Consider the following 25,226-nt stretch of genomic DNA (forward strand, 5'->3'; position numbering starts at 1 on the left):
CACCGGAGACGTCACCGCGCGCAGAACTCCACGAACCGTCGCGCCGCCTCCGGCACGGCCGCCCAGTGCGTGTGCACGTAACTCGCGTGCACCCCGCGCTGTACGAAGCCCTCCACCCGGCGCTCCGGCTGACGCAGGCCCCAGGCGGGCGACGGCCCGGCCCCCGGCTCCAGCACCGTGCGGTGGAACTCGTGCCCCCGCATCCGCGTCCCGGCCGCCGCCAGCGGGCTGTCGCTCACGGCGACCGCGTCCCGGTACCCGAGCGTCAGCCGCTCCGACATGCGCGCGTCGGCGTCCAGCACCCCGCACATCGGCTGCCCGTCCAACGACCGCGCCAGGTACAGCAGTCCGGCGCACTCCGCCGCGACCGGCGCCCCCGACGCGGCCAGCTCCGCGACCGCCCCGCGCAGCCGCGCGTTGGCCGACAGCTCGGAGCCGTACACCTCGGGAAAACCGCCGCCGATGACCAGACCGCGGGTCCCGGCCGGCAACTCCTCGTCCCGCAGCGGGTCGAACGGCACGACCTCCGCACCGGCCGCGCCCAGCAGCTCGGCGTGCTCGGCGTACGAGAAGGTGAACGCCGCCCCGCCCGCGACCGCGACCACCGGCCGGGCCCCCGCCACCGGTTCCACGGCCGGCTCCCAGGCCGCCGCCGCGAGAGGCGGCGCCGACCGGGCCAGCGCGAGCAGCGCGTCCAGGTCGCAGCCCTGCCGCACCTGTTCGGCCTGCGCCGCGACCGCCTCCACGGCCGCCGCCTGCCGCTCGGCCACCGGCACCAGACCCAGGTGCCGCGACGGCGTGGCGACGGCGGGCGCCCGCCGCAGCACGCCCAGCACCGGCACGCCGGACTCGCCGAGCGCCTCGCGCAGCAGGTGCTCGTGCCGGTCGGTGGCCACCTTGTTCAGGATCACCCCGCCGATCCGCACCTCCGGGTCCCAGGACGCGAAGCCGTGCACCAGCGCCGCCACCGACCGCGACTGCGACGACGCGTCCACCACCAGCACCACCGGCGCCCGCAGCAGCTTCGCCACCTGGGCCGTGGACGCAAGCTCGCCCTGGTCGGCGGCGCCGTCGTACAGGCCCATCACGCCCTCGACGACGGCCAGGTCGCAGCCGCGCGCGCCGTGCGCGAAGAGCGGCGCGATCAGCTCCGTACCGCACATGTACGCGTCGAGGTTGCGGCCCGGGCGGCCCGTCGCCAGCGCGTGGTAGCCGGGGTCGATGTAGTCGGGGCCGACCTTGTGCGGCGACACCGCGAGACCACGGCCCGCGAACGCGGCCATCAGGCCCGTCGCGACCGTGGTCTTGCCCGCGCCCGACGACGGCGCGGCGATGACGAGACGCGCTACCACTCGATGCCCCGCTGGCCCTTCTGACCCGCGTCCATCGGGTGCTTGACCTTCGACATGTCGGTGACGAGGTCGGCGAAGTCCACCAGCTCCTGCGGCGCGTTGCGCCCGGTGATCACCACGTGCTGCCGACCGGGCCGGTTCCGCAGCACCTCCACCACCTCGGCGGTGTCGATCCAGCCCCAGTGCAGCAGGTACGCGAACTCGTCGAGGACGTAGAACGTGTACTTCTCCTCGGCCAGGTCGCGCTTGACCTGCTCCCAGCCCTCGCGCGCCTTGTCCTCGTGCGACTGCTCGCCGTCCTTGGGGTCGCGCTGGATCCAGGACCAGCCCTCGCCCATCTTGTTCCAGGTCACGGTCCCGCCCTTGCCGGTCTCGCCGAGCGCCTTGAGGGCGTTCTCCTCGCCGACCTTCCACTTGGCGGACTTGACGAACTGGAACACCCCGATCGGCCAGCCCTGGTTCCAGGCGCGCAGCGCCATCCCGAAGGCGGCCGTCGACTTCCCCTTGCCGACGCCCGTGTGCACCATCACCAGCGCGCGGTTGCGGCGCTGGCGGGTGGTGAGCCCGTCGTCCGGTACGACGGTCGGCTGTCCCTGCGGCATTAAGCGGCCCTCCTCGAAGTTCCCTGAACATCCCTGACCAGCCCGGCGATCGAGTCCGCCCGCAGCTCGTCCAGGGTGACGGCGGTGCCGCCCAGCCGGGCGGCCAGTTCGGCCGCCAGACCCAGCCGTACGGGCCCGCTCTCGCAGTCCACGACCACGGACGCGGTGCCCTCGGCGGCGTGCAGCCCGGCCGCCCGCGCGGCCAGCGCCAGCGGCTCCGGACCGCCGGTCGCCCGGCCGTCGGTGACGACGACCAGCAGCGGGCGGCGCGACGGGTCGCGCAGCCGCTCCACGCGCAGCACGTCGTGCGCCTTCAGCAACCCCGCCGCGAGCGGCGTGCGCCCACCCGTCGGCAGCTGCTCCAGCCGGGCGGCGGCCGCGTCCACGGACGACGTGGGCGGCAGTACGACCTCGGCGGCCGCGCCCCGGAAGGTGACCAGGCCGACCTTGTCGCGCCGCTGGTACGCGTCCAGCAGCAGCGACAGCACGGCGCCCTTCACCGCGCCCATCCGCCGCCGGGCCGCCATCGACCCGGACGCGTCCACCACGAACAGCACCAGGTTGCCCTCGCGCCCCTCACGTGTCGCCTGCCGCAGATCGTCCCGCCGTACGACCAGCCCGGGCCCCGACCGGCCGCGCGCCCGCTGGTGCGGGGCGGCCGCCTGCACGGTCGCCGCCAGGTGCAGCTTGGTCAGCGCCCCGCGCGGGCGTACCGCCCCGGTCGTCCTGCCGTGGGCGGTACGCGCCCGGGAACGCCGCCCGGCGGCGCCCTCGCCGAGGCCCGGCACGCTCAGCACCTTCGTACGGAACGGCTCGGCGGCCGCGACGGGCGCCTGCTCGGCGCCGCCGGGGCCGGGCGCGGAGGCGGGGCCGGACGCGGGAGCCCGATCCGGGGCCGGGGCGTCCTCGGGAGACGCCGACTCCCCGTCCGGCGCCCCGCCCTGCGGAGGCACACCGCCACCGCCACCGGGACCGTCCGGACCGCCGGGCCCGTCAGGCCCCGGGTCCGGCTCCGGGTCGTCGTCGCCCTTGAACTCCTCCAGCGTCTGGTCCAGCTTGTCCTCGTCCAGCCCCGGCGCGTCGAACGGATTGCGCCTGCGCCGGTGCGGCAGCGCCAGCAGCGCCGCCTGCCGTACGTCGTCGGACGTGACGTCCGTCCGCCCCGCCCACGCGGCCAGCGCCGTCGCCGTACGCGCCATCACGATGTCGGCGCGCATGCCGTCCACCTCGAACGCCGCGCACGTCGCCGCGATCTGCCGCAGCGCCGCGTCCCCCAGCGTCACGGACGGCAGCAGCGCCCGCGCGGCCGCGATCCGCTCCCGCAGTGCGGCCTCCTCGCCGGCCCACCGCGCCGCGAAACCGGCCGGGTCGTCGTCGAACGCCAGCCTGCGCCGTACGACCTCCACCCGCTGCTCGGGCTCCCGCGAGGCGGCCACCTCCACGGTCAGCCCGAACCGGTCGAGCAGCTGCGGCCGTAGCTCGCCCTCCTCCGGGTTCATGGTCCCGACCAGCAGGAAGCGGGCCGCGTGCCGTACGGAGACGCCCTCGCGCTCGACGTACGAGGAGCCCATGGCGGCGGCGTCCAGCAGGAGGTCGATCAAGTGGTCATGCAACAAGTTCACTTCGTCGACGTACAGGATCCCGCGATGCGCGGCGGCGAGAAGGCCCGGTTCGAACGCCTTCACGCCCTCGGCGAGCGCCCGCTCGATGTCGAGGGCGCCGACGAGCCGGTCCTCCGATGCGCCGACGGGCAGCTCGACCATGCGCGCGGGCCGCGACGAAGCGGCACCGGTCTCGTGGGGACCGTCCGGGCACTGTGGATCAGGCGTAGCAGGGTCGCAGCTGAACCGGCAGCCCGCGACGACGGCCACCTCGGGCAGCAGGTCCGCCAGCGCCCGCACCGCCGTGCTCTTCGCCGTGCCCTTCTCGCCACGGACGAGTACGCCGCCGACCGCTGGGCTGACGGCATTGAGCAGCAATGCCAGCCGCAGGTCGTCCATGCCGACGACGGCGGTGAACGGGTATCGGGTGCTCATGTTGTGATCACTCCTTCGAGTGGCTTCCATCCGGATTCGGAGGAGTTGTCCCGTGCGAGCGGCATGCTGCGGCTCTCGGCCCCGCATGTGCGGGGATGGTCCGCTGCTTCACGAGCACCTTGTGGATCTGCTCCTGTGGTCCCCGCATCTGCGGGGATGACGCGGGCCTCGGTCACGGCGCCCCCGGTGGAACGAACGGCAGCCCTGCCGGGGCGCCCTGCTCGATCAGCTTCCAGAGCGCGTCGGTGTCCGCGTGCTCCTCGATCAGGTCGCCGAGCGTGTCCAGCTGCTCCTCGCGCAGTACGCCGAACGACGTGTCCGGCGCCGGGACGAAGCGTCTGCCGGCCGCGCTCGCGACCTCGCGCAGGAACGCGCGGCGGAAGCCGTCGCTCTCCAGGGAGCCGTGCCAGTGGGTGCCCCAGACGGCCCCGACGCGGCACCCGTCCAGGAACGGTTCCCCGCCCCGGACGTCCGCGACGCCGTGGTGGATCTCGTACCCCTCGACCGGCTCGCCGAGGGCCTCGCCGACCGGCCGCGCGAGGGTCTTGCCGGGCGCGAACCGCACCCGTACCGGCAGCAGTCCGAGGCCGTCCACCAGGCCCGCCCTGGACTCGACGTCGTCCTCGATGCGCTCGCCGAGCGCCTGGAAGCCGCCGCAGATGCCGAGGACGGGACGGCCCTCCGCCGCGCGCCGCACCAGCGCGTCCGCCAGGCCACGCTCGCGCAGCCACGCCAGCGCCTTGACCGTGCCGCGCGTGCCCGGCACCACGACCAGGTCCGCGTCGGCCAGTTCCTCGGGCCGGTCCACGAACCGCACGACCACGCCGGGCTCGGCCGCCAGCGCGTCCACGTCCGTGAAGTTGGACATGAGCGGTACGGCGCAGACGGCGACCCGCAGCACGTCCTCGCCCAGCGGCGGGGCGACGACCGACTCGCGGACGGCGCCGCGCAGCGAGACGCGCAGCCCGTCCTCCTCGTCGATGCCGAGCCCGTGCGCGTACGGCAGGACACCGAAGGTGCGGCGGCCCGTGAGGCCCAGCAGCATGTCCAGGCCCGGTTCCAGCAGCGTCACATCGCCCCGGAACTTGTTCACGAGGTAGCCCGCGACCAGCTCCTGGTCCTCGGGCGCCAGCAGCGCCGTCGTACCGAAGAACTGGGCGAAGACCCCGCCCCGGTCGATGTCGCCGACCACGACGACGGGGAAGCGGGCGGCGCGCGCGATGCCCATGTTGACGATGTCGGTGCGCCGCAGGTTGATCTCGGCCGGGCTGCCCGCGCCCTCGCAGATGACGGCGTCGTACGTCTCGCGGAGCTGCTGGAGGCAGTCCAGGACGGGTTCCAGCAACTCGCGCTGCTTGCCGCCGTGGTAGCCGCGCGCGCTCAGCTCACCGACCGGCTTGCCCATCAGCACCACCTGGCTGGACCGGTCGCTGCCCGGCTTGAGCAGCACCGGGTTCATCAGCGCGGTCGGCTCCACCCGGGCGGCCTGCGCCTGCATGGCCTGCGCCCGGCCGATCTCCGCGCCCTCACGGGTGACGAAGGAGTTGAGGGACATGTTCTGTCCCTTGAACGGCGCGACCTTCACGCCCTGCCGTACCAGCCAGCGGCAGATGCCGGCCGTGACGACGCTCTTGCCCGCGTCGGACGTGGTGCCCGCGACGAGCAGCCCCCCACCCTTGCTCATGTACGCCTCCGCCTCCGCTTGACCGCCCCGTGCGCCCTGATCGCTCCGTACGCCAGCCGCCCGCCCGCGCACACCGCGAGCGTGAGGGCACTCACCCGGCGCGACAGCCGCACCGCGCGTTCGATGTCCGCCACCTCGACCTCCCGCCCGTCACCGTTGAGGACGGGCCGGTGCTCGACGCGTCCGCCGTACGAGAGCGTGCCGCCGAGCCGTACGCCCAGCGCGCCCGCGAAGGACGCCTCCACCGGGCCGGCGTTGGGGCTCGGGTGCCGGGCCGCGTCGGCCCGCCAGGCCCGGACCGCGCCGCGCGGGTTCCCGCCCGCGACCGCCGCCAGCGCGGCGGTGAGCCGGGCGCCCGGCCAGCCCGCCACGTCGTCGAGGCGCGCCGAGGCCCAGCCGAAGCGGCGGTAGCGCGGCGACCTGTGCCCGACCATCGCGTCCAGCGTGTTCACCGCGCGGAAGGCGACGAGCCCCGGTACGCCGCCGATCGCGCCCCACACGAGGGCGCCGACGACGGCGTCGGAGGTGTTCTCGGCGACGGACTCCACGACCGCGCGGGCGATGCCGGGGCCGTCCAGGGCCTGCGGGTCGCGCCCGCACAGATGCGGCAGCCGCTCCCGGGCCACCTCCAGGTCCCCGGCGGCCAGCGCGCCGCCGATGGCGCGGGCCTCGCGGCCCAGCGTCGTACCGCCGACGACGGACCACACGGTGGCGGCGGTCAGCGCGACGGACGCGGCGCGCCGCCCGCGTACCGCGCGGGCCGCGAGCGCCGCCGCACCGGCCGCGCCCCCGGCGCACACGGCGGCGTGCAGCGCGCCCCAGGCGCGGTCGTCGCGCCACAGGGCGCGCTCCACGCGGGCGGCCGTACGCCCGAAGGCGGCCACGGGGTGCCCGCGGCGGGGGTCGGCGAGGAGCAGGTCGGCGGCGAGCCCGACGGCCGCGCCGTAGGCGAAGACGCGGTCACCGCGTCGCATGGCGTCTCGATGCGTCCGAGGCAGCGCAAAGGCAGCCGGGCATGGTGATGTCCTCACTCAGGGTCCGCGCCCTGGCTCGACGTGACCGGCGACGAGAGTTCCTGACTCGTCCGGCCCGTCGGACGTCTCGCCCTCGGGCCGGACTCACAGTGGCGGGACCGCGCCGGATTCGCACCGGCTTCCTCTCCTGCCGCCGTAAATGGCCCCGGCAGTCCACCACGCTCCGCGAACGCCCGTCAACTCGCCGCTGACCTGCGGGAGGACAGTGTGCTCAGCCCCACAGGGCGGGGCCACGAACGCGGCCGGGCCGGCCACACCCGTGAGGGTGCGACCGGCCCGGTGCCCGAAGGCTTCACGCGTCAGGTCACGATCAGGTAGATCCCGAAGGCGATCGCCGCCGCGCAGACCGCGAAGGCCGTGTAGGCGCCGGTGCGGGCCAGGACGGCCGAGCCACCGCTCGCCGCCGCCTGCTCCTGCTTCGAGAGGCCGAGGATGCCGAGGGTGAACAGGCCCACCAGTGCGACGGTGGCCACGAGGCTCACGCCGAACACGGAGCCGAGAGCTGCCCAGTCGATCTTCATGCTGTTCTTTCCTTACACCGTGGCGGCGGGTGCGGACGCGGCCGCCGGGGTGGTCTCCGGCGCCTTCGCCGGGATGGTGGCCTGGAGGTCGGCGGTGAGGTCGGCGACGGTGCCGGCCGGGGGCGGGGTGACGGCCGCGATGGCGGTGGTCACGACGCCCGCGGGCTCGTCCGTCTCCACGTCGTTGACGTTGGTGTGGTCGACGACCTGGCGGCGCGAGATGAACCAGATCGCGGCGCAGGAGGCGATGAGGAAGACCGCGACCGCGGCCACGCCCCAGTCGCCCTGCTGGGTCACGTACTCCGAGGCGGCGGCGACGAGACCCGCGGCCGGCAGGGTCAGGCCCCAGGCGACGAACATCCGGGTCGCGGTGGACCAGCGGACGACGCCGCCCTTGCGGCCGAGGCCCGCGCCCATCACGGCGCCGGAGCAGGAGTGCGTCGTCGAGAGCGAGAAGCCCAGGTTCGAGGAGGCGAGGATCACGGTCGCCGCGCTGGTCTGGGCGGCGAAGCCCTGCTGCGGCTGGAGGTCGGTGAGGCCCTTGCCCATGGTGCGGATGATGCGCCAGCCGCCGAGGTAGGTGCCGAGCGCGATGGCCACACCGGCGGAGACGATCACCCAGAGGGGCGGGTTGGAACCGGGGGCGAGGATGCCACCGGCGACCAGCGCCAGGGTGATGATGCCCATCGTCTTCTGGGCGTCGTTGGTGCCGTGGGCGAGCGAGACGAGGCCCGCGGAGGCGATCTGCCCGGCGCGGTAGCCCTTGCGGCCGGTCTTCTCGTCGATGTTCGCGCCGGCCTTGTACGTCAGGCGGGCGGCCAGCATCGCGGCGAGGCCGGCGACCAGCGGCGCGGCGACGGCCGGGATGAGGACCTTGGTGACGACGACGCCGCTGTTGACGCCGCTCAGGCCGACCGAGGCGATGGTGGCGCCGACGAGGCCGCCCATCAGGGCGTGGGAGGAGCTGGAGGGCAGGCCCACCAGCCAGGTCAGGAGATTCCAGAGGATGGCGCCGACGAGCGCCGCGAAGATCACCTCTGGGGTGATTCCTTCTTCGTTGACCAGGCCGCTGGAGATCGTCTTGGCGACCTCGACGGACAGGAACGCGCCGACCAGGTTGAGCACGGCGGACATGGCCACCGCCGTCTTGGGCTTCAGGGCGCCGGTCGAGATGGTCGTGGCCATCGCGTTGGCGGTGTCATGGAAACCGTTCGTGAAATCGAACACGAGAGCTGTCACGACCACAATGGCGAGCAGCAGCGTGATGTGTTCCATTTACCCAGGCAATCGTTCGACGTCAGTGGCTTGGTGAACGTAGGCAACCTGAGTGAACGGAAGGTGAACTGGGTCGGGCATCATGGTGACCGAAGATCCGGAACCATCGCCACCGTTTCGTCGCCGGTGCCCGGCCGGGCGGGCGGATGCCCGTATCCATGGGCTTTCCCGCCGTTCACCCGGTGCGCGGGGGTGGTCGGACGGGGTTCGGATGAGGAGATTTTTGTCATCTGATCGACTTCCGTTACGCCCTCGCCGCCGGGCCTGACAGGATCGGATCCATGACACGGGATGCGACCGAACGGGCTGTCGAGCAGGGGGCGGGACGGCCGACCGAGCAGGCTGACGACCAGGCCGTCGACCAGGCGGTCGACCAGGCGGTCGACCAGGCGGTCGAGCGGGCCTGGGACGCGCTGGTGGCCACCGCCCGCAGGACCGTCGCGGACGGGCTGGTCGTCGGCACCTCCGGCAACGTCTCCGCCCGGGTCGGCGACCTCGTCCTCGTCACCCCCAGCGGTGTGCCGTACGACCGGCTCACCCCGGCCGACCTCACCGCCGTCGACCTCGACGGCACGCGGGTGCGCGGAACCCTCACGCCCACCAGCGAGCTGCCCATGCACCTGGCGATCTACCGCGGCACCCCGGCCCGCGCGGTCGTCCACACCCACGCGGTCCACGCCACGGCGGTCTCCACCCTCGTCCCCGAGCTGCCCCCGATCCACTACATGGCCGGGGCCCTCGGCGGCCCCGTCCGCGTCGCCCCGTACGCCCTGTACGGCACGGAGGAGCTGGCCCGGAACATGCTGCGCGCCCTGGAGGACCGTACGGGCTGCCTGCTGGGCAACCACGGAACCGTCACCTACGGCGAGACCCTCGACCAGGCGTACGACCGCACCGCGCAGCTGGAGTGGATGTGCCGCGTCTGGCTCACCGCCACCTCCGTGCCCGGCCGCACCCCGGCGCTGCTGTCCGCCGACGAGCTCGACGAGGCGGCCGACAAGCTCCGCGGCTACGGCCAGCGCGGCCAGGACCGGCGCAGCTAGGACCGGCGCGGCCAGGCCCAGCGCGGCCAGGACCGGTCGGCCGGGCCCCGCCCCGCGCGCCGGGCCCTCGTACGCCGGGTCCCCCGCACGCCGCCGCCCACTGGCATCGCGCCGCGCGCGTGCCCACACTGGAGCGGTGCGCCCGGCTACAGCGACGGCGGCGGCCGTCACCACCCTGATCGGCGCCGGCGCGGCCACGGTCGCGGCCGGCCGGTACGCCAGCGACGCCGCGCTCAGGCCCCGGCCTGACCGGCCCCTGCCCGGAGACCCCCGGCTCACGGTGCACGCCACCGCCGCCGGACAGGTCACCCTGACCCGCCACCTGGCCTCGCTGCGGCCCGGCACCTACGGCCTCACGGGCCCCGGCGTCCACGCGGTCGTCGGCCCCGTCCTGGACGATGTGCCGCACTCCGCCGACACCGTCGTACGCCGGCTGGAGAGCGTGCGGCGCGGCACCCTGGACGTGGGCAGCCGCGTCCGGCTCACCCCGCAGCTCCACACCGGCACCCCCGCCACCGCACTCGGCCTCGACCACGAGGACCTGGACATCCTCGGCGAACTGGGCAATCTGCCCGCCTGGTTCGTCCCCGCCAACCGCTCCACCTGGGTGATCGCCGTCCACGGCCTGGGCACCACCCGCGAGCACCCCCTGAACGTCGTGCGGTTCCTCAACTCCCTCCAACTCCCCGTCCTCGACCTCGCCTACCGCGGCGACGAGGGCGCCCCACGCCCCTCCGACGGCCTCGGGCACCTCGGCGACTCCGAGTGGCGGGACCTGGACGCCGCGATGCGCCACGCCCTCCACCGCGGCGCCGACCGCGTCATCCTGTACGGCTGGTCCGTCGGCGCCTCCATGGCCCTGCACGCCGCCGCCAACTCCGGCGTCCGCGACCGCATCAGCGGCCTCGTGCTCGACTCCCCGGTCCTCGACTGGGAAGCCACCCTGCGCGCCCTCGCCGCCGCCCGCCGCACCCCCGCGCCACTGCTGCCGCTCGCGGTCCGCGCCGCCCAGGGCAGGACCGGCGTGCACGGCGACCGCATCGCCGAGGCCGCCGACGCCGACGGGCTGCGCGTGCCGGCCCTCCTCTTCCACGGACCGGACGACCACCTCGCCCCCTGGCAGGGCTCCCGCGAACTCGCCGCCCGCCGCCCCGACCTGGTCACCCTGCACACCGTTGCGAACGCGCCGCACGCGGCCATGTGGAACGCCGCCCCCGACCGCTACGAAGAGGCCCTGCGCCGCTTCCTCACCCCCCTCCTGTAGCCCCCGCCGTCCGGTGAAACCGATTCCGTTTGGGCTTTCGGGCCGTCAGCGGGAAGACTGCCCCCGTGACGTCTCGAAAGCCTGATGAGCAATTGGCGCGCAACTCCAGACTCCGACTCGTCCGTCCGCGGCCCCTGACCACGGCACGACGGGCTGTGACCACCCGGCGTACGCGGCCGGCGTCGCGACCGCCCGAGGGCACGCCGCCCCCGGCCGAGCTGGCCCGTCAGGCGCGAGCCGTCCTCGACGACGCCGTACGCATCGCCCGCTGGGCCGCCGTCGACCGCCAGCCCGACGCCACCCCCGCCCAGGAACGGGCCGCGGTCGCGCTCGGCCTGACCCCGGACCAGGTGCGCGCCGGCTGGGACCGGGCCCGCCTCGCCGGACTCGTCGAGCTGCACGGCGGCACCGCCCGCCCCGGCTGGCGGCTGCGCGCCTGGGACCGCGACGACTCGGCCGTCCTGCGCGGCTGGGTCGCGCTCTTCGACGCCTGGTCACTCGTCCATCCCGCCCCCGGCGACGTCGAGCCCACCGCCGTGGCCGAGGTCGTCGAGGCCGTTCCCCAGGTCCTCTCCCTGCTCCAGCTCTCCGCGGGCCCCGTGCCCGTGCCGTCCCTCCTCGACCTGCTGCGGCAGCGCGTCGCCGAGCTCCGCGAGGAGCGCTGCGAGGTGCCGGCTGCGCCGCGGGACGAACCCGGTGCGGCACCCGGCGAGGGGTCCGTCGAGGCGTCCGGGGCCGTGTCCCGCCGTGCCGTCCCCGACCCGGCGCCCGGGCCCGACCCGCTCGCGCGCCTGCTCGACTGGGCCCTGGAGGGCCTGGCCGCCGTCGGCGCCCTCACCCTCGGCCAGGGCCAGGCGACCCTCACCCCGCTCGGCAACTGGGCCGTGTGGGTCAAGCTGGAGCAGATCTGCGTCGCCGCACAGAGCCCCGCCGGGCACATCGAGCAGTCCGCCGAGGACATGCTGCGCGCCTGCGCCCGCCTCACCCCGGGCCCGGCCCGCGTCGAGTACCGCGCCTGGCTCGCCGCCCGCCCCGTGGGCAGCGCCGTCACCGAGCTCCTCGGCGTCGCGCGGGGCGAGGACGCCCTGCTGCGCGGCCTCGCCTTCGAGGCCCTGCGGGTGGTCGGTTCCGCCGCCGAGGCCGGGGTGCGAGCCGCCGCCGAGGAGCCCCCGCTGCGCCCCTACGCCCTCATCTGGCTCGCCGAGCACGACGGCGCCGACCCCGACGAGGCCACCGACGTCCTCACCCGCGAGGAGGCGACCTGGCTCTGGGTGGACACCGCCGCGGCCGTCGCCGACCACGGGGACGCCACGCTCCTCGTACGCCACCTGGAGTCCGCGGTCCAGGGCTCGGTCCCGGCCCTCCTGGACGAGGTCCGCGCCGTCGGCCACCCCCGCACGGTCCAGGTCCTGGTCGCCCTGGCCGCGGCCCACCCGGACCCCGCCTTCGCGAAAGCCGTCCGCCGCGCGGCCTTCCAGGTCCACACGGGCGGCGCCTGACCGCCCCCCCTGGGCTCTGGATTGTCGGGGCCCAGGGCTCCAGGCCGCCGGGGCCCGGGCCGCCGCGGGGCTACCCCGCCGCGCCCGGCGCGTACGTGCCGAAGCTCCAGACGTTGCCCTCGGCGTCCCGCGCCATGTAGTCGCGGGAGCCGTAGTCCTGGTCCGTCGGGGGCATCAGGATCTCCACACCGTGCTCCACGGCCCGGGCGTGGTGCGCGTCCACGTCGTCCACCACCACGTACACCCCGACCGGGCCCGCCCCCGCCATCGCCTTGGCGTACACGCCCTCACGTCTCTTGGTGCCCAGCATCACCATGCCGTTCCCATAGGCGAGCTCGGAGTGGACGATCTGGCCGTCCTCGCCCTCGTACACACTCACCTCGGTGAACCCGAAGGCCTCCTTCAGCGTCCTGATGGCCGCCTTCGCGTCCTCGTACAGGATCGCGGGATAGATGCTCGGTACGTCGGCCATGCTGGTCACTCTCCGATTCGGTGCTCGCTACGGCCTTCCGACTGCGATGTGATCCGGGTCTCAGCTGTTCCCCAGTCTGGCACCCGCCACCGACAACGCACCCCCGCGCTCCACCGGCCGTGGGACGCCGCGAACGCGGCCCCGGACCGCCCTCCGCGGCCGGAAAACCAGTTGCACCCGCCCGTTAGACTGGCCCGTATGGCCATTCTCCCTGTGCATTAGCCGGCGTCGAAGCCACCGCACCCGCCGTCCTTCCGCCGTCCCACCCGCCCTGGAGTCTGTCCGTGATCACCGCTTCCGGCATCGAGCTGCGCGCCGGCGCCCGCGTCCTCATCGAATCCGCTTCGTTCCGCGTCGCCAAGGGCGACCGCATCGGCCTTGTCGGCCGCAACGGCGCCGGCAAGACCACCCTCACCAAGTGCCTCGCCGGCGAGGGCATCCCCGCCGCCGGCACCATCACCCGCTCCGGTGAGGTCGGCTACCTCCCGCAGGACCCGCGCACCGGCGACCTCGACGTCCTCGCCCGCGACCGCATCCTCTCCGCCCGCGGCCTCGACGTCCTGATCCGCAAGATGCGGCAGAACGAGGAGAAGATCGCGAACGGCCAGGGCGCCACCCGCGAGAAGGCGCTGCGGCAGTACGAGCGCCAGGAGACCGAGTTCCTCACCAAGGGCGGGTACGCCGCCGAGGCCGAGGCCGCCACCATCGCGCACGCCCTCGGCCTGCCGGACCGCGTCCTCGGGCAGCCCCTCCACACGCTCTCCGGCGGTCAGCGCCGCCGCGTCGAGCTCGCCCGCATCCTCTTCTCGGACGCCGACACGCTGCTCCTCGACGAGCCCACCAACCACCTCGACGCCGACTCGATCGTCTGGCTGCGCGACTACCTCAAGACGTACCGCGGCGGCTTCATCGTGATCTCCCACGACGTCGACCTCGTCGAGACCGTCGTCAACAAGGTGTTCTACCTGGACGCCAACCGGTCGCAGATCGACGTCTACAACATGGGCTGGAAGCTCTACCAGCAGCAGCGCGAGGCCGACGAGAAGCGCCGCAAGCGCGAGCGCGCCAACGCCGAGAAGAAGGCCGCCGCCCTCAACGCGCAGGCCGACAAGATGCGCGCCAAGGCCACCAAGACCGTCGCCGCGCAGAACATGGCCCGCCGCGCCGAGCGCCTGCTGTCCGGGCTGGAAGAGGTCCGCGCCTCCGACAAGGTCGCCAAGCTCCGCTTCCCCGAGCCGGCGCCCTGCGGCAAGACCCCGCTCACCGCGGAGGGGCTCTCCAAGTCGTACGGCTCGCTGGAGATCTTCACCGACGTGGACCTCGCCATCGACAAGGGCTCCCGCGTCGTCATCCTGGGCCTCAACGGCGCCGGCAAGACCACGCTGCTGCGCCTGCTCGCGGGCGTGGAGAAGCCGGACACCGGCCAGGTGACGCCGGGCCACGGCCTCAAGCTCGGCTACTACGCCCAGGAGCACGAGACCCTCGACCCCGACCGGACCGTCCTGGAGAACATGCGGTCGGCCGCGCCCGACCTCGACCTCGTCGAGGTGCGCAAGACGCTGGGCTCCTTCCTCTTCTCCGGCGACGACGTCGACAAGCCGGCCGGCGTGCTCTCCGGCGGCGAGAAGACCCGGCTGGCGCTGGCCACCCTGGTCGTCTCCTCGGCGAACGTGCTGCTGCTGGACGAGCCGACCAACAACCTCGACCCGGCCAGCCGCGAGGAGATCCTCGGCGCGCTGCGCACGTACAAGGGCGCCGTCGTCCTGGTCACGCACGACGAGGGAGCGGTCGAGGCCCTGCAGCCGGAGCGCATCATCCTGCTGCCGGACGGCGTCGAGGACCTGTGGGGAGCCGACTACGCGGACCTGGTCGCCCTCGCCTGACCCGGTCCCCGACGGGGCCCCGGCCTGTGCTCGACCCTCGTCTGATCGTCCCCGCATGGATCATTCGGCTTACGCGTGATCCTTCATCTGAGTGAGTGCGTCTCATATCGCGGCGTGGCGAGCGGTGGATTCCCGTCCTCCGCTCCCGCGCCGCGTTGTCGTTCCCTCCACCGCCCTGACCTGGCACTTCGCCGCAGAGTCGGCGCCGGGCCGGGCTCCGGAGACGGGAAGGTGACCGTCCGGTGAGCGCCGAATGGCGAAACCTTGCGGCACCGACCTTGTCGAATGGCTGGCCATGTGGCCGCAGAGGGGTGATCATGAGAGTCCAGAGGCGCACTTCCCATGAGGAGGCACGGGTGGCCGAGACTCTGAAGAAGGGCAGCCGGGTGACCGGCGCCGCGCGCGAAAAGCTCGCGGCAGACCTGAAGAAGAAGTACGACTCCGGTGCGAGCATCCGGGCACTGGCCGAAGAGACCGGCCGGTCCTATGGGTTCGTCCACCGGATGCTCAGTGAGTCCGGAGTGTCGCTGCGGGGACGCGGCGGAGCTACGCGAGGCAAGAAGGCCCCTTCGGCCTGACGGTCTCCGCGTCGGCACTCGCCGTCCGAGCGGGCTCATCCGGCCCAAGGGATCCGGCAGGGCCACCCGGTCGACCGGCGTGTCGACCGGGTGGTTACTGTGCAGTCACTTGATGGCTGTCATCGGCTGCACAGCCGCCGCACCGGATCCGGAGGCGCCCCATGACCTCGCTCGACCCAGTCCTCGAAGTGTTCGACAAGGACGGCGTACGCCTCACCGTCGAGGACGCCGTCGCCACGGTGACGCTCGCCCAGCCGGCCAAGCGCAACGCGCAGTCGCCCGCCCTGTGGCGGGCGCTGGTGGAGGCCGGGCGGTCGCTGCCGGGCAGCGTGCGGGTCGTCGTCCTGCGCGGCGAGGGCAAGTCCTTCTCCGCGGGGCTCGACCGGCAGGCGTTCACGCCCGAGGGCTTCGAGGGCGAGCCGTCCTTCCTGGACCTGGCGCGCGGCTCGGACGAGGAGCTCGACGCCGTCATCGCCGAGTACCAGGAGGCGTTCACCTGGTGGCGCCGCAACGACATCGTGTCGATCGCGGCCGTCCAGGGGCACGCCATCGGCGCCGGGTTCCAGCTTGCGCTCGCCTGCGACCTGCGGGTCGTCGCGCAGGACGTGCAGTTCGCCATGCGCGAGACGAGCCTGGGCCTGGTTCCCGACCTGACGGGCACGCATCCGCTGGTCGCGGCGGTCGGCTACGCCCGCGCGCTGGAGATCTGCGCCACGGGCCGCTTCGTCCAGGCCGCCGAGGCCGAGCGCATCGGTCTCGCGAACCTGGTCGTGCCCGTCGAGGAACTCGACGGTGCCGTACGCGACCTGGCGGCGGCGCTTCTGGCGGCCCCGCGCGACGCCGTCGTCGAGACGAAGGCGCTGCTGCGGGGTGCGCAGGAGCGTACGTACGAGGAGCAGCGCGTCGCGGAACGCGCCGCCCAGGCCCGGCGCCTGCGCGACCTGGCGGGCCTCGCCGACTAGTCCAGGCGCTGGGGCACGGCGTGACGCGCCGGATCCGGCGGACGTACGCGATCACAGCGCGCTAGTGGGCCCAGGGCGGTGTGATGGTGGTGCCGTCGGCCAGTTCGGCGGTGAGCCCGACCCGTGTGGTGACCCACGCGTGGGCGGGCTGGTCGGTTTGGTTGGCGACCGCCAGTGCGGAGCCCGCGGGTGCCACAGCCGCGTCGCCTGCGCCGAGTTCGGCGCTCTCACCGTCGATGGTGAGCAGGAGGCGACCGGAGAGGACGTAGAACGTCTCCTCCTCGCTGATCGTGTGGGTCGGCCCCACCATTGCGGCCGGGATCTCGAGGCGCCAGGCGGCGAGGTCCCGGCTGCCGGTGTCCGGGCGGACGTAGGAAACGAAACGGCCGCCGTGGATCTCGTGTACGACGGCTTCGTCACCGCGGATGAATGGCATGCCCCACCCCTATTCAGACAAGTTGCTTGTCCAGATAGACAAGCAACTTGACGAGTTATAGTCAAGCCCATGGACGACGCCCTGGCCTTCCCCGCACTCGTGCTGGCACTCTCCGGACAGCTGGTGCAGGAAATCCACACCCGCGTGGCCCGGCAGGGATTCGAGGACCTACGACCCGCACACGGCTTCGCCTTCGCCCGCATTTCCGCGGGCGGCGCCACCACGGCCGACCTGGCCGAGCACCTGGGGGTGACCAAACAGGCCGCCGCCCAGCTGGTCGAGGAGCTCGTCCGCAAGGGCTACGTGGAGCGGCATCCGCACCCGCGCGATGCCCGCGCCCGCCTCCTGGGGCTGACCGAGACCGGCTGGGCCGCTACGCGCGCCGCCGACCAGGCGGCCCGGGCTGCCGTCGCGCCGTGGCGGGAAGCGCTGGGCGAGGCGCGCTTCGGCGAACTCGTCGCCGACCTGACACGACTGACGCCGTCGGGGCCGATCCGCCCTGCCTGGTGAGCTGACGACTCACCGCCCGAGCGGCGCGGCGAGGCGAGGCGTCGTGCCGGGCCCTCCGCGGGCCGGTGAGCCTTTATGGTCAGGGTGCCGGCATGCTCGGGTCATCTCCCCCCGCGGCGACGTCCGTGATCAGCACGGTCACCGGTGCCGCCGCGCCCGTCGCTGCTCGGACCGCTCGCGCCACATCCAGCGCGCGGTGGTCCGGCGCGGTCGCCACCTCGATACGGAGGTGGTCGGCCGCCCGGTGCACGGACGGGCCCAGCACCGTCGTCAGCCGCCGCACCCCCGGTACGGCTGCCGCGGCGGCGGCCACCGGGTCGGACAGGTCGACCGCGCCCGCCTCCTCCCCGGGGGCTGCGGACGGTTCCGCTTCCGGGGCGGGCGCGGGCCCGTCCAGCAGCGCCGTCACCCGCAGGTCCACCTCCGTCACCACCAGCCCCAGCCGCTCCTCGCACGCCGCGAACAGGGCCGTACGCAGCCCGGCGGCGAGCTCCGGAAGCGGTACGCCGACGCCGCCGGTCGCCGCGAAGTCCGCCGAGAGCCGCAGCGGCCCCGGCGGCAGGGCACCCGGCGGCCGTGGGAACGGGGACACCGGCCCCGGGGCCGCGTCCGGTTCCGCGAGATCGATGCGCAGCCGGCCGGGTGACACGCCCGGCACCCGCCGGGCCGCCCCGCGCAGCACCCCGTCCGCCGCCCGCTCCGCCAGCCAGGTCCCGTCCGCCAGGCCGCCCAGGGGGAGCAGTCGCCCCAGGCTCAGCCGACTGCGTACCGTCGTGGCCCATCCCTCAGCCGTCGTCATTCCTCCAGCCTGCCGCATCCCCGGCGCGAAACCGGGCAACCGCCCTTAGTGTGGTCAACAGAGCGCAAATCAGCCCGGAAGGGATGAACGGTGATGAGCGACACCTCACAGACCTCGCAAGCGGCCCAGGCGGCCCAGACCGCGAAGGCCGGGCAGATCAGGGAACCGGCGGCCGAGGAAGCCCGCAGGAGCTCGTCGACGCGGCGCACCGTCGGCGCGGGCGCCGACCCGGGCTCGCGCGGCCGCACCACCATCGCCGACGGCGTGGTCATGAAGATCGCCGGGCTCGCGGCCCGGGACGTCGACGGCGTCCACGACATGGGCAGCGCGGCCTCGCGCACCTTCGGCTCGGTGCGCGACCGGGTCCCGGGCGGCGGCCGGGCCGGTGTGACGCGCGGCGTGAAGGCCGAGGTCGGCGAGGTCCAGACGGCGCTCGACCTGGAGATCGTCGTGGAGTACGGCGTCTCGATCATCGACGTGGCGCGGGACGTCCGGGAGAACGTCATCTCGGCGGTGGAGCGGATGACCGGTCTCGAGGTCGTCGAGGTCAACATCGCCGTCAGCGACGTGAAGCTCCCCGATGAGGAGGAAGAGGAGCAGCCCGAGACCCGGATCCAGTAGTCCAGGGGTCCACGGACCACGAAGGAGCGCAGGATGAGCATGGCGGTGGTCGGCCTGCTGGCCGGGATGGCGCTCGGGTTCGCCGGTTACTTCGGCGGCTTCGGCGCGTTTTTGCTGGTTGCCGCGTTGGGCGCGGTCGGCTTCGTGGTGGGGCGGTTCCTCGACGGAGACCTGGAGCCCGGGGACCTCTTCCGGGGCCGCGACCGCGACGACCGGCGGCGGTGACGCCGTGGCGGGGGAAACCGCGGCGGCCACCGGTGTCCGGGCGCCGGAGCGCGGCGCGACCGTCATCGCCGACCGCGTCGTCGCGAAGATCGCCGCGCGGGCGGCGCGCGAAGCCCTCGACGACGCCCCCGAGGGCGGCGTACCGGAAGGCGGCGGGCCGCCGCACGCGTCGGTCGTCGTTCACCGGGACAGCGCGCGCATCCGGATCAGCCTGGAACTCGGCTACCCCTCCGACATCGGCGCCCAGTGCGGGGCCGTGCGCCGCCACGTCACCCGGCGGGTCGAAGCCCTCGCCGGCATGAGCGTGCCGGAGGTGGCGGTCCAGGTCGAACGGCTCCACTCGCCGCAGCGCACCCGCGGGAGGCTCGCGTGAACGGGCGCTTCTGGTCCGTACGGCGCGTCCCCGCCGCCCTCGTCGCGCTCGTGGTCCTCGGCGGCGCGGGCCTGCTGCTGTACGACATCGCGGCGGTACGGGCCGGGCGGCCCGGCATGCGCTGGCGGCGGGTGCTCCTCGAGGAACTGGACCGCCGCCCCCTGGACGACGTGTGGGTGCTCGTGGGCGCCGGGGCCGCGACGGCGCTGGGGCTGTGGCTGCTCGTGCTGGCGGTCACGCCCGGGCTGCGCCGGGTGCTGCCGATGCGGCGCGACGCCGTGCCCGTACGGGCCGGGCTCGACCGGGAGGCGGTGGCGCTCGTGCTGCGCGACCGGGCGCAGGCCGTTCCGGGCGTGCGCTCCGTACGGGTACGCGCGCGCCGGCGTGCGGTCGCGGTGCGTGCCGTGTCGCACTTCCGCGACCTCGACGACGTACGGGACGACGTGCGCGCGGCGCTGGACGACGGGATCGACGAACTCGGCCTCAAGCGGCCGCCGGCGCTGTCCGTACGCGTCAGGCGCCCGGCGAAGAGGCGGTGAGAAGGAGGTGGCCGGAGTGCTCCGTGCCGTCAACCGTGTCCTGGTCGGCCTCGCCGGGCTGCTGCTGCTCTGCGCGGGCGGCGCCGTCCTCGCGGCCGGGCTCGACCTGGGCGTACCGTCCTGGTGGCCGTGGCACGGCCCCGACGCGGTACTGCTCAGCGAGGCCCGGCGCGGACGGGGCGAGTGGCGGTGGGCCGTCGTCGTCGCGGTGCTCGCCGCCCTGGTACTGCTGGCACTGGTGTGGCTGCTGGCGCAGCTGAGGCAGCGTCGGCTGGCCGAGGTGCTCGTCGACACGGGCGACGGGGAGGGTGCGGTGCTGCGCGGCCGGGCGCTGGAAGGCGCGGTCGAGTCCGAGGCGGAGACCCTGGACGGCGTGGCCCGCGCGCGGGTACGGCTCACCGGGCGCCGCACCGCCCCGGCCGCCCGCGTCTCCCTCCTCCTGGAGCCCCACGCCTCCCCGGCCGACACGCTGCGGGAGCTCACCGCCGGGACCCTCGCCCGCGCCCGCGCCTCGGCGCGGCTGGCGGCCCTCCCGGCGGAAGCCCGCCTGCGCGCCGTCAAGCAGGCCCCGCGCCGGGTGAACTGACGCCCCGGGCCCGAACGTCAGAACCCGTGCCGCGCGCCCCCGTCGACCGGCAGCATGACGCCGGTCAGGTACGAGGCGGCCGGCGAGAGCAGGAAGGCGGCGGTGTTGCCGAACTCCTCCGGGGTGCCGTACCTGCGCAGCGGGATGTTCGCCTCGTTCGCCGCGCGCGCCGCAGCCGGGTCGCCCGACAGGGCGTCCAGTTCGCGGACGCGGTCGGTGTCGATGCGGGAGGGCAGCAGGCCGACGACGCGGACGCCGCGCGGGCCGACCTCGTTGGCGAGGGACTTGGCGAAGCCGGCCAGCCCCGGGCGCAGGCCGTTGGAGATGGTCAGGCCGGTGATCGGCTCGTGCACCGAGCCGGAGAGCACGAAGCCGATGACGCCGCCCTCGCCCAGGGCCGCCGCCGCGGCGCGGGCCATCCGCACCGCGCCCAGGAACACCGCGTCGAACGCCGCCCGCCACTGCTCGTCGGTGTTGTCCGCCGCCGAGCCGGGCGGCGGTCCGCCCACGCTGATCAGGATGCCGTCGAAGCGGCCGAAACGCGTCCGGGCGGTGTCGATCAGGCGCTCCGCGGCCGCCGGGTCGGCGTTGTCCGCCGCGACGCCCACGGCGCCGGGCCCCAGTGCGGCCGCCGCCTGCGCGACCGCCTTCTCGTCGCGCGACGAGAGCACGACCCTCGCGCCGTCCGCCACCAGTGCCCGCGCCGACGCGTTGCCCAGGCCCCGTGACGCGCCCGTCACGACGTACACACGGTCCTTCAGTCCAAGATCCATGCGCCCTATCCTGCTCCGCCCGCCTCCTCCCGCGCCAGCGCCAGAGCGGTCCCGACCAGTCCGACGTGGCTGAACGCCTGCGGGAAGTTGCCCAGCTGCCGCCGCGACGACGGGTCGTACTCCTCCGCCAGCAGACCCACGTCGTTGCGCAGCGCGAGCAGCCGTTCGAACAGCTCCCGCGCCTCCTTGTCCCGGCCCGTCATGCGCAGCGCGTCCGCCAGCCAGAAGGAGCACGCGAGGAACGTCCCCTCGTCGCCCGGCAGGCCGTCGACCGCCACCCCCTCGGTGCTGTACCGGCGGATGAAGCCGTCGTGGCTGAGCTCCCGCCGCACCGCGTCCACCGTCCCCACCACCCGCGGATCGTCCGGCGGCAGGAAGCCGACGCGCGGGATCAGCAGCGTCGCCGCGTCCAGCTCCCGCGAACCGTACGACTGCGTGAAGGTGTTCCGGTCGGCGTCGTACCCCTTCTCGCACACCTCCCGGTGGATCTCGTCCCGCATCGCCCGCCACCGCGTCGCGTCACCGCGCAGGACGGGGTGCTCCTCCAGCGTCCGCACGGCCCGGTCGGCGGCGACCCACGCCATCACCTTCGAGTGCACGAAGTGGCGGCGCGGCCCGCGCACCTCCCACAGGCCCTCGTCCGGCCGCCGCCACGCCGACTCCAGGAAGTTCAGCAGGCTGAGCTGGACGTTCCACGCGTACGGCTCCGCCTGCAGACCCGCCTCGCGCGCCAGGTAGAGGGAGTCCATGACCTCGCCGTACACGTCGAGCTGGAGCTGGTGCACCGCGGCGTTGCCGATCCGCACCGGGCGCGATCCGGCGTAGCCGCGCAGCCACGGCAGCTCCGTCTCCGGCAGCCGCCGCTCACCCGCCAGCCCGTACATGATCTGCAGGTCCGCCGGGTCGCCCGCCACCGCCCGCAGCAACCAGTCCCGCCACGCCGACGCCTCCTCCAGGTACCCGGCGGACAGCAGCGCGCCCAGCGTGAGCGTCGAGTCGCGCAGCCAGCAGTAGCGGTAGTCCCAGTTGCGTACGCCGCCGATCTCCTCCGGCAGCGAGGTCGTCGGCGCGGCCACGATCCCGCCCGTCGGGGCGTACGTCAGCGCCTTCAGCGTGATGAGCGAGCGCAGCACCGCCTCCCGGTACGGCCCCTCGTACACGCACTGCGCCGCCCACGCCTTCCAGTCCTCGAGCGTGTGCTCCAGCGCCTCGTACGGGTCGACCAGCGGCGGGCGCGGCTGGTGGGAGGGGTGCCACGTCAGCACGAACGCCACCTTCTCGCCCGGGCGGACCGTGAAGGACGAGCAGGTGCTGTACTGCTGCCCCCACGTCCTGACCTCGGGTTGGCTGCGCAGCCATACGGAGTCGGGGCCGGCGACCGCCACCCGGTGGCCGTCCAAGCGGCGCACCCACGGCACGATCGACCCGTGGTCGAAGCGCAGCCGCAGCACGCCCGCCATCTCGACCTCGCCGCTGACGCCTTCGACGATCCGCACGACATCGGGTGCCTGGTCGCGCTGCGGCATGAAGTCGAGGACCCGGACGGTGCCGGTGCGGGTCTCCCAGACCGTCTCCAGGATGAGCGAGTCGGTCAGGTAGCCCCGGCGCGTGCACACCGTCGCGTCCTTGGGCGCGATCCGCCAGTGGCCGTTGTCCTCATCGCCGAGCAGGGCCGCGAAACAGGCCGACGAGTCGAAGCGGGGCAGGCACAGCCAGTCGATGGAGCCGTCCTTGCCCACCAGCGCCGCGGTCTGGAGATCGCCGATGAGGGCGTAGTCCTCGATGAGTTGCGTCACCCCAGGCGTGTTCCCGCACCGGCGTTCGGTTAAGCAGGGCGCATCGCCGAGTGGCCGGGGGCCGGGGGCCGGTGACCGGGGGCCGGGTGTCAGGGGGCGGACGGCGCGGCGGCCTCGGCGGTCTCGGCCGCGTCCGCCTTGTGGGCGTCTCCGTCCGCCGCGTCCGCTGCGGCCGCCGCCTCTGCCGCCGCCGCGAGGTCGCGCTTCTCGCGGCGCACGAGCACCACCCAGCCGACCGGGACGCCCGCCGCGAAGAGCCACCACTGCACGGCGTACGCCATGTGGGCCCCGATGGAGTCGTGGTCCGGCTCCGGGATCAGTTCCGGGAGGTCACCGGAGGGCTGCGGCTCCGTCTGCTCCAGGTAGCCGCCGAGCACCTCGCGCCCGAGGCGCTGGGCCTGCTGCTCGCTGTTGATCAGCATCACCTGGCGGGGCGGCAGACCGCTGAGGTCCTTGATGCCGCTGGCGCCGGTCGACTCGTCGGCCTTGAGGCGGCCGGTGACGGTCACCTCGCCCTTGGGGGCGGGCGGCACCTCCGGGAAGGCGGCCTGGTCGTCGGCGGCGGGGACCCAGCCCCGGTTCACCAGGACCACGCGGCCGTCGGTGAGGAGGAAGGGGGTCAGGACGAAGAAGCCGACCTTGTCGTCGGCGTTGGTCCGGCGGCGTACGACGACCTCGTGCGCGGTGTCGAAGGTGCCGGTGGCGGTCACCTGGCGCCAGTAGTCGGCGCGCGGGACGGTGTGCCCGGGGGAGGTGAGCTCCGCCACGGGGACGGGTTCGGCCCGGAGGTTGTCCGCGATCAGGGCGTTCTGGGCGACCCGGTGCTCGTGCCGGTGGAACTGCCAGAAGCCCAGCTCGATCATCACGGGGATGAGGACGAGGGCGAGGAGGGTGAGGATCACCCACTGCCGGGACAACAGGAAGCGGTACACCCCACGACGGTACAACCGGCGCCACGGGGTGCACCGAGGGGGGTGCGGGATGGGGGGTGCGTCACACTTTGTCGACGATGCCCACCTGGCCCTTCTCCGCGCGGGCGCAGTGCCCGCCGCAGAACCACTGGCCGTCGACCTCGACGCCCTGACCGATGATCTGGACCCGGCAGTGCTCGCAGATGGGCGCCATGCGGTGGATGGCGCAGGCGAAGCAGTCGAAGACGTGCACCGCGCCCTGCGCGTGCACCTCGAAGGACATGCCGTAGTCGTTTCCGCAGACCTCACAACGTGCCATGCGCCACAGGGTGCGGTGTACGTCCGGGGAAGGGGCGGCGCAACGCCCGGACCGTCACTCGTCTGCTGAGTCCTTCGAGGCCTCGGCCGGGGCCACGTCGCGGAGCAGATGGGTGAACGCCGCCTCGTCGACGATCGGCGTGCCGAAGGACTTCGCCTTGACCGTCTTGGAGGTCGCCGCGTCCGGATCGTTGGTGACGAGCAGGCTCGTCAGCCGCGACACGCTGGTGGCCACATGCAGGCCCGCCTCGATCGCACGGTCCTCCAACAGCTCCCGCTCGACGGACGTATCGCCCGAAAAGGCAACACGCATCCCCTGCTTGAGTGGTTTGTCCGCTTCGTAACGCCCCGGGTTCGGGTACGGGCACGCCGGCCGCTTCCGCGACGGCCGCCAGCTGTTCGCGCGGTACGACGACGTGGACTGCTGCCCGGCGCGCGGCATCGGCACGGACGGCGACGGCGCCCACTCCGTCAGCGGACGGCACTCCAGCAGCGGCAGCCGTACGCCCCGCTCGGCCGCCGCGTGCAGGCTCGGGCGGAACGCCTCCGCCAGCACGCGCGCATCGTCCAGCGCGTTGTGCGCGCGCTGCTGGACGACGCCGAAGTGCGCGGCGAGGGACTCCAGCTTGAGGTTGGGCAGCGGAAGCGCCAGCTCCTTGGCGAGCGCGATGGTGCACAGCCGCCGGCGTACGGGCGCGGTGTGCTCGGCGCGCGCGTACTCCCGGGCGATCATCGACCAGTCGAACATGGCGTTGTGCGCGACGAGCACCCGGCCGTCGAGCCGCCGCGAGAACTCCGCGACGATGTCGGCGAAGAGCGGCGCCCCCTCCAGCACGCTGGTCGTCAGACCGTGGATCCACACCGGGCCCGGATCCCGCTCCGGGTTGACCAGCGTGTACCAGTGGTCCTCGACATTGCCCTGCGCGTCGAGCCGGTAGACGGCAGCCGACACTATCCGGTCGTCGCGGGCGAGGCCGGTGGTCTCCACGTCGACGACCGCGTACCCCTCTTGGGGGTAGGCGGTCGGCCACGCTGCTGCTGTCGTGCGGTCGTCGAGCATGGTCACTGAGAATAGAGGCCGCCACTGACAACGCCGCCCCCGGCATCCCCCGTGCAAGCCCCTCCGGCCCGCCG

The 25,226-nt window shown here is 74.0% G+C and carries 27 protein-coding genes and 1 riboswitch; of the genes, 12 read left to right on the forward strand and 15 right to left on the reverse strand.

The annotated features are described in order from the left end of the window. Window positions 1-11: 11 nt before the first annotated feature. The 7 genes from AB0A69_RS03980 to AB0A69_RS04010 form a co-directional block, all read right to left on the reverse strand. On the reverse strand, window positions 12-1,352 hold the full coding sequence (locus AB0A69_RS03980) for a cobyrinate a,c-diamide synthase (protein ID WP_361414974.1): 1,341 nt from the start codon (window positions 1,350-1,352) through the stop codon (window positions 12-14). Beyond that, a complete protein-coding gene (cobO, locus tag AB0A69_RS03985) occupies window positions 1,346-1,954 on the reverse strand; it encodes a cob(I)yrinic acid a,c-diamide adenosyltransferase (RefSeq protein WP_361414976.1) in 609 nt (202 codons plus the stop codon). Before cobO ends, AB0A69_RS03980 begins: the two co-directional genes overlap by 7 nt. Continuing rightward, on the reverse strand, window positions 1,954-3,990 hold the full coding sequence (locus AB0A69_RS03990; protein WP_361414978.1) for a putative cobaltochelatase: 2,037 nt from the start codon (window positions 3,988-3,990) through the stop codon (window positions 1,954-1,956). Before AB0A69_RS03990 ends, cobO begins: the two co-directional genes overlap by 1 nt. 172 nt (window positions 3,991-4,162) lie before the next feature. Then, the gene (locus AB0A69_RS03995) at window positions 4,163-5,674 is read right to left on the reverse strand and encodes a cobyric acid synthase (protein WP_361414980.1); all 1,512 of its coding nucleotides are present in this window, start codon (window positions 5,672-5,674) and stop codon (window positions 4,163-4,165) included. After that, window positions 5,671-6,648 (reverse strand): cobalamin biosynthesis protein, encoded by a 978-nt coding sequence (locus AB0A69_RS04000; protein ID WP_361414982.1) that lies wholly within the window; start codon window positions 6,646-6,648, stop codon window positions 5,671-5,673. Before AB0A69_RS04000 ends, AB0A69_RS03995 begins: the two co-directional genes overlap by 4 nt. Window positions 6,649-6,743: 95 nt before the next feature. Continuing rightward, window positions 6,744-6,834, reverse strand: a riboswitch (cobalamin riboswitch). A 173-nt stretch (window positions 6,835-7,007) separates the two neighbouring features. Beyond that, entirely contained in the window at window positions 7,008-7,229 is a 222-nt protein-coding gene (locus AB0A69_RS04005; protein WP_361414984.1) for a hypothetical protein, read from the reverse strand. Between the two features lie 12 nt (window positions 7,230-7,241). Then, a complete protein-coding gene (locus AB0A69_RS04010) occupies window positions 7,242-8,504 on the reverse strand; it encodes an inorganic phosphate transporter (RefSeq protein WP_361414986.1) in 1,263 nt (420 codons plus the stop codon). Window positions 8,505-8,785: 281 nt separating this feature from the next. Between AB0A69_RS04010 and AB0A69_RS04015 the strand changes: the two genes are divergently transcribed. The 3 genes from AB0A69_RS04015 (at window position 8,786) to AB0A69_RS04025 (ending at window position 12,310) form a co-directional block, all read left to right on the forward strand. After that, window positions 8,786-9,547, forward strand: a complete 762-nt coding sequence (locus tag AB0A69_RS04015) for a class II aldolase/adducin family protein (protein ID WP_361414988.1) — start codon at window positions 8,786-8,788, stop codon at window positions 9,545-9,547. Between the two features lie 136 nt (window positions 9,548-9,683). Continuing rightward, window positions 9,684-10,811, forward strand: coding sequence for a hypothetical protein (locus AB0A69_RS04020; protein ID WP_361414990.1), 1,128 nt, complete (start codon window positions 9,684-9,686; stop codon window positions 10,809-10,811). Window positions 10,812-10,966: 155 nt separating this feature from the next. Beyond that, window positions 10,967-12,310: a hypothetical protein gene (locus AB0A69_RS04025; protein ID WP_361414992.1), complete on the forward strand. Its 1,344-nt coding sequence runs from the start codon at window positions 10,967-10,969 to the stop codon at window positions 12,308-12,310. 70 nt (window positions 12,311-12,380) lie between these two features. On the opposite strand, the gene AB0A69_RS04030 is transcribed toward AB0A69_RS04025, so the two are convergent. Further along, complete coding sequence (locus AB0A69_RS04030) at window positions 12,381-12,782, reverse strand: VOC family protein (RefSeq protein ID WP_361414994.1); 402 nt, start codon at window positions 12,780-12,782, stop codon at window positions 12,381-12,383. A gap of 284 nt (window positions 12,783-13,066) precedes the next feature. Here AB0A69_RS04030 and abc-f point away from each other — a divergent pair, with 284 nt between their 5' ends. The 3 genes from abc-f to AB0A69_RS04045 all read left to right on the forward strand — a co-directional run bounded on the left by abc-f (window position 13,067) and on the right by AB0A69_RS04045 (window position 16,205). Beyond that, on the forward strand, window positions 13,067-14,665 hold the full coding sequence (gene abc-f / locus AB0A69_RS04035) for a ribosomal protection-like ABC-F family protein (RefSeq protein ID WP_361414996.1): 1,599 nt from the start codon (window positions 13,067-13,069) through the stop codon (window positions 14,663-14,665). A gap of 356 nt (window positions 14,666-15,021) precedes the next feature. After that, window positions 15,022-15,243 (forward strand): helix-turn-helix domain-containing protein, encoded by a 222-nt coding sequence (locus tag AB0A69_RS04040; protein ID WP_254751967.1) that lies wholly within the window; start codon window positions 15,022-15,024, stop codon window positions 15,241-15,243. A 161-nt stretch (window positions 15,244-15,404) separates the two neighbouring features. Then, window positions 15,405-16,205, forward strand: a complete 801-nt coding sequence (locus AB0A69_RS04045) for an enoyl-CoA hydratase/isomerase family protein (protein WP_361414998.1) — start codon at window positions 15,405-15,407, stop codon at window positions 16,203-16,205. 61 nt (window positions 16,206-16,266) lie between these two features. Here AB0A69_RS04045 and AB0A69_RS04050 read toward each other — a convergent pair whose 3' ends face one another. Then, on the reverse strand, window positions 16,267-16,641 hold the full coding sequence (locus tag AB0A69_RS04050; protein WP_361415000.1) for a cupin domain-containing protein: 375 nt from the start codon (window positions 16,639-16,641) through the stop codon (window positions 16,267-16,269). A gap of 69 nt (window positions 16,642-16,710) precedes the next feature. On the opposite strand from AB0A69_RS04050, the gene AB0A69_RS04055 reads away from it, so the two are divergent. Further along, on the forward strand, window positions 16,711-17,151 hold the full coding sequence (locus AB0A69_RS04055; RefSeq protein ID WP_361415002.1) for a helix-turn-helix domain-containing protein: 441 nt from the start codon (window positions 16,711-16,713) through the stop codon (window positions 17,149-17,151). 79 nt (window positions 17,152-17,230) lie between these two features. Here AB0A69_RS04055 and AB0A69_RS04060 read toward each other — a convergent pair whose 3' ends face one another. Further along, complete coding sequence (locus AB0A69_RS04060; protein WP_361415004.1) at window positions 17,231-17,950, reverse strand: hypothetical protein; 720 nt, start codon at window positions 17,948-17,950, stop codon at window positions 17,231-17,233. A 93-nt stretch (window positions 17,951-18,043) separates the two neighbouring features. On the opposite strand from AB0A69_RS04060, the gene AB0A69_RS04065 reads away from it, so the two are divergent. From AB0A69_RS04065 to amaP, 5 genes are read left to right on the forward strand one after another with little or no spacing between them, the layout of a single operon-like run. Next, the gene (locus tag AB0A69_RS04065) at window positions 18,044-18,571 is read left to right on the forward strand and encodes an Asp23/Gls24 family envelope stress response protein (protein WP_361415006.1); all 528 of its coding nucleotides are present in this window, start codon (window positions 18,044-18,046) and stop codon (window positions 18,569-18,571) included. A 33-nt stretch (window positions 18,572-18,604) separates the two neighbouring features. Further along, window positions 18,605-18,796: a hypothetical protein gene (locus tag AB0A69_RS04070; RefSeq protein ID WP_355365456.1), complete on the forward strand. Its 192-nt coding sequence runs from the start codon at window positions 18,605-18,607 to the stop codon at window positions 18,794-18,796. 4 nt (window positions 18,797-18,800) lie between these two features. Further along, window positions 18,801-19,169 (forward strand): hypothetical protein, encoded by a 369-nt coding sequence (locus tag AB0A69_RS04075; RefSeq protein ID WP_361415008.1) that lies wholly within the window; start codon window positions 18,801-18,803, stop codon window positions 19,167-19,169. Then, complete coding sequence (locus tag AB0A69_RS04080; RefSeq protein WP_361415010.1) at window positions 19,166-19,708, forward strand: DUF6286 domain-containing protein; 543 nt, start codon at window positions 19,166-19,168, stop codon at window positions 19,706-19,708. Before AB0A69_RS04075 ends, AB0A69_RS04080 begins: the two co-directional genes overlap by 4 nt. 7 nt (window positions 19,709-19,715) lie before the next feature. After that, window positions 19,716-20,294: an alkaline shock response membrane anchor protein AmaP gene (gene amaP / locus AB0A69_RS04085; RefSeq protein ID WP_361415012.1), complete on the forward strand. Its 579-nt coding sequence runs from the start codon at window positions 19,716-19,718 to the stop codon at window positions 20,292-20,294. Between the two features lie 17 nt (window positions 20,295-20,311). Here the strand turns inward: amaP and AB0A69_RS04090 are convergent, their stop codons facing one another. The 5 genes from AB0A69_RS04090 to AB0A69_RS04110 all read right to left on the reverse strand — a co-directional run bounded on the left by AB0A69_RS04090 (window position 20,312) and on the right by AB0A69_RS04110 (window position 25,158). Beyond that, window positions 20,312-21,067 carry an SDR family oxidoreductase gene (locus tag AB0A69_RS04090; protein ID WP_361415014.1) on the reverse strand — a complete coding sequence of 252 codons (756 nt, stop codon included), beginning with the start codon at window positions 21,065-21,067 and terminating at the stop codon, window positions 20,312-20,314. Window positions 21,068-21,072: 5 nt separating this feature from the next. Next, window positions 21,073-22,863 (reverse strand): glycoside hydrolase family 15 protein, encoded by a 1,791-nt coding sequence (locus AB0A69_RS04095; protein WP_361415015.1) that lies wholly within the window; start codon window positions 22,861-22,863, stop codon window positions 21,073-21,075. 89 nt (window positions 22,864-22,952) lie between these two features. Continuing rightward, complete coding sequence (locus AB0A69_RS04100; RefSeq protein WP_361415017.1) at window positions 22,953-23,795, reverse strand: SURF1 family protein; 843 nt, start codon at window positions 23,793-23,795, stop codon at window positions 22,953-22,955. A 61-nt stretch (window positions 23,796-23,856) separates the two neighbouring features. Then, window positions 23,857-24,093 (reverse strand): hypothetical protein, encoded by a 237-nt coding sequence (locus AB0A69_RS04105; RefSeq protein WP_078887695.1) that lies wholly within the window; start codon window positions 24,091-24,093, stop codon window positions 23,857-23,859. A 54-nt stretch (window positions 24,094-24,147) separates the two neighbouring features. After that, the gene (locus tag AB0A69_RS04110; RefSeq protein WP_361415020.1) at window positions 24,148-25,158 is read right to left on the reverse strand and encodes a DEDDh family exonuclease; all 1,011 of its coding nucleotides are present in this window, start codon (window positions 25,156-25,158) and stop codon (window positions 24,148-24,150) included. Between the last annotated feature and the right edge of the window lie 68 nt (window positions 25,159-25,226).

Source organism: Streptomyces sp. NPDC045431 (assembly GCF_040646655.1).
Taxonomy (GTDB): Bacteria; Actinomycetota; Actinomycetes; order Streptomycetales; family Streptomycetaceae; genus Streptomyces.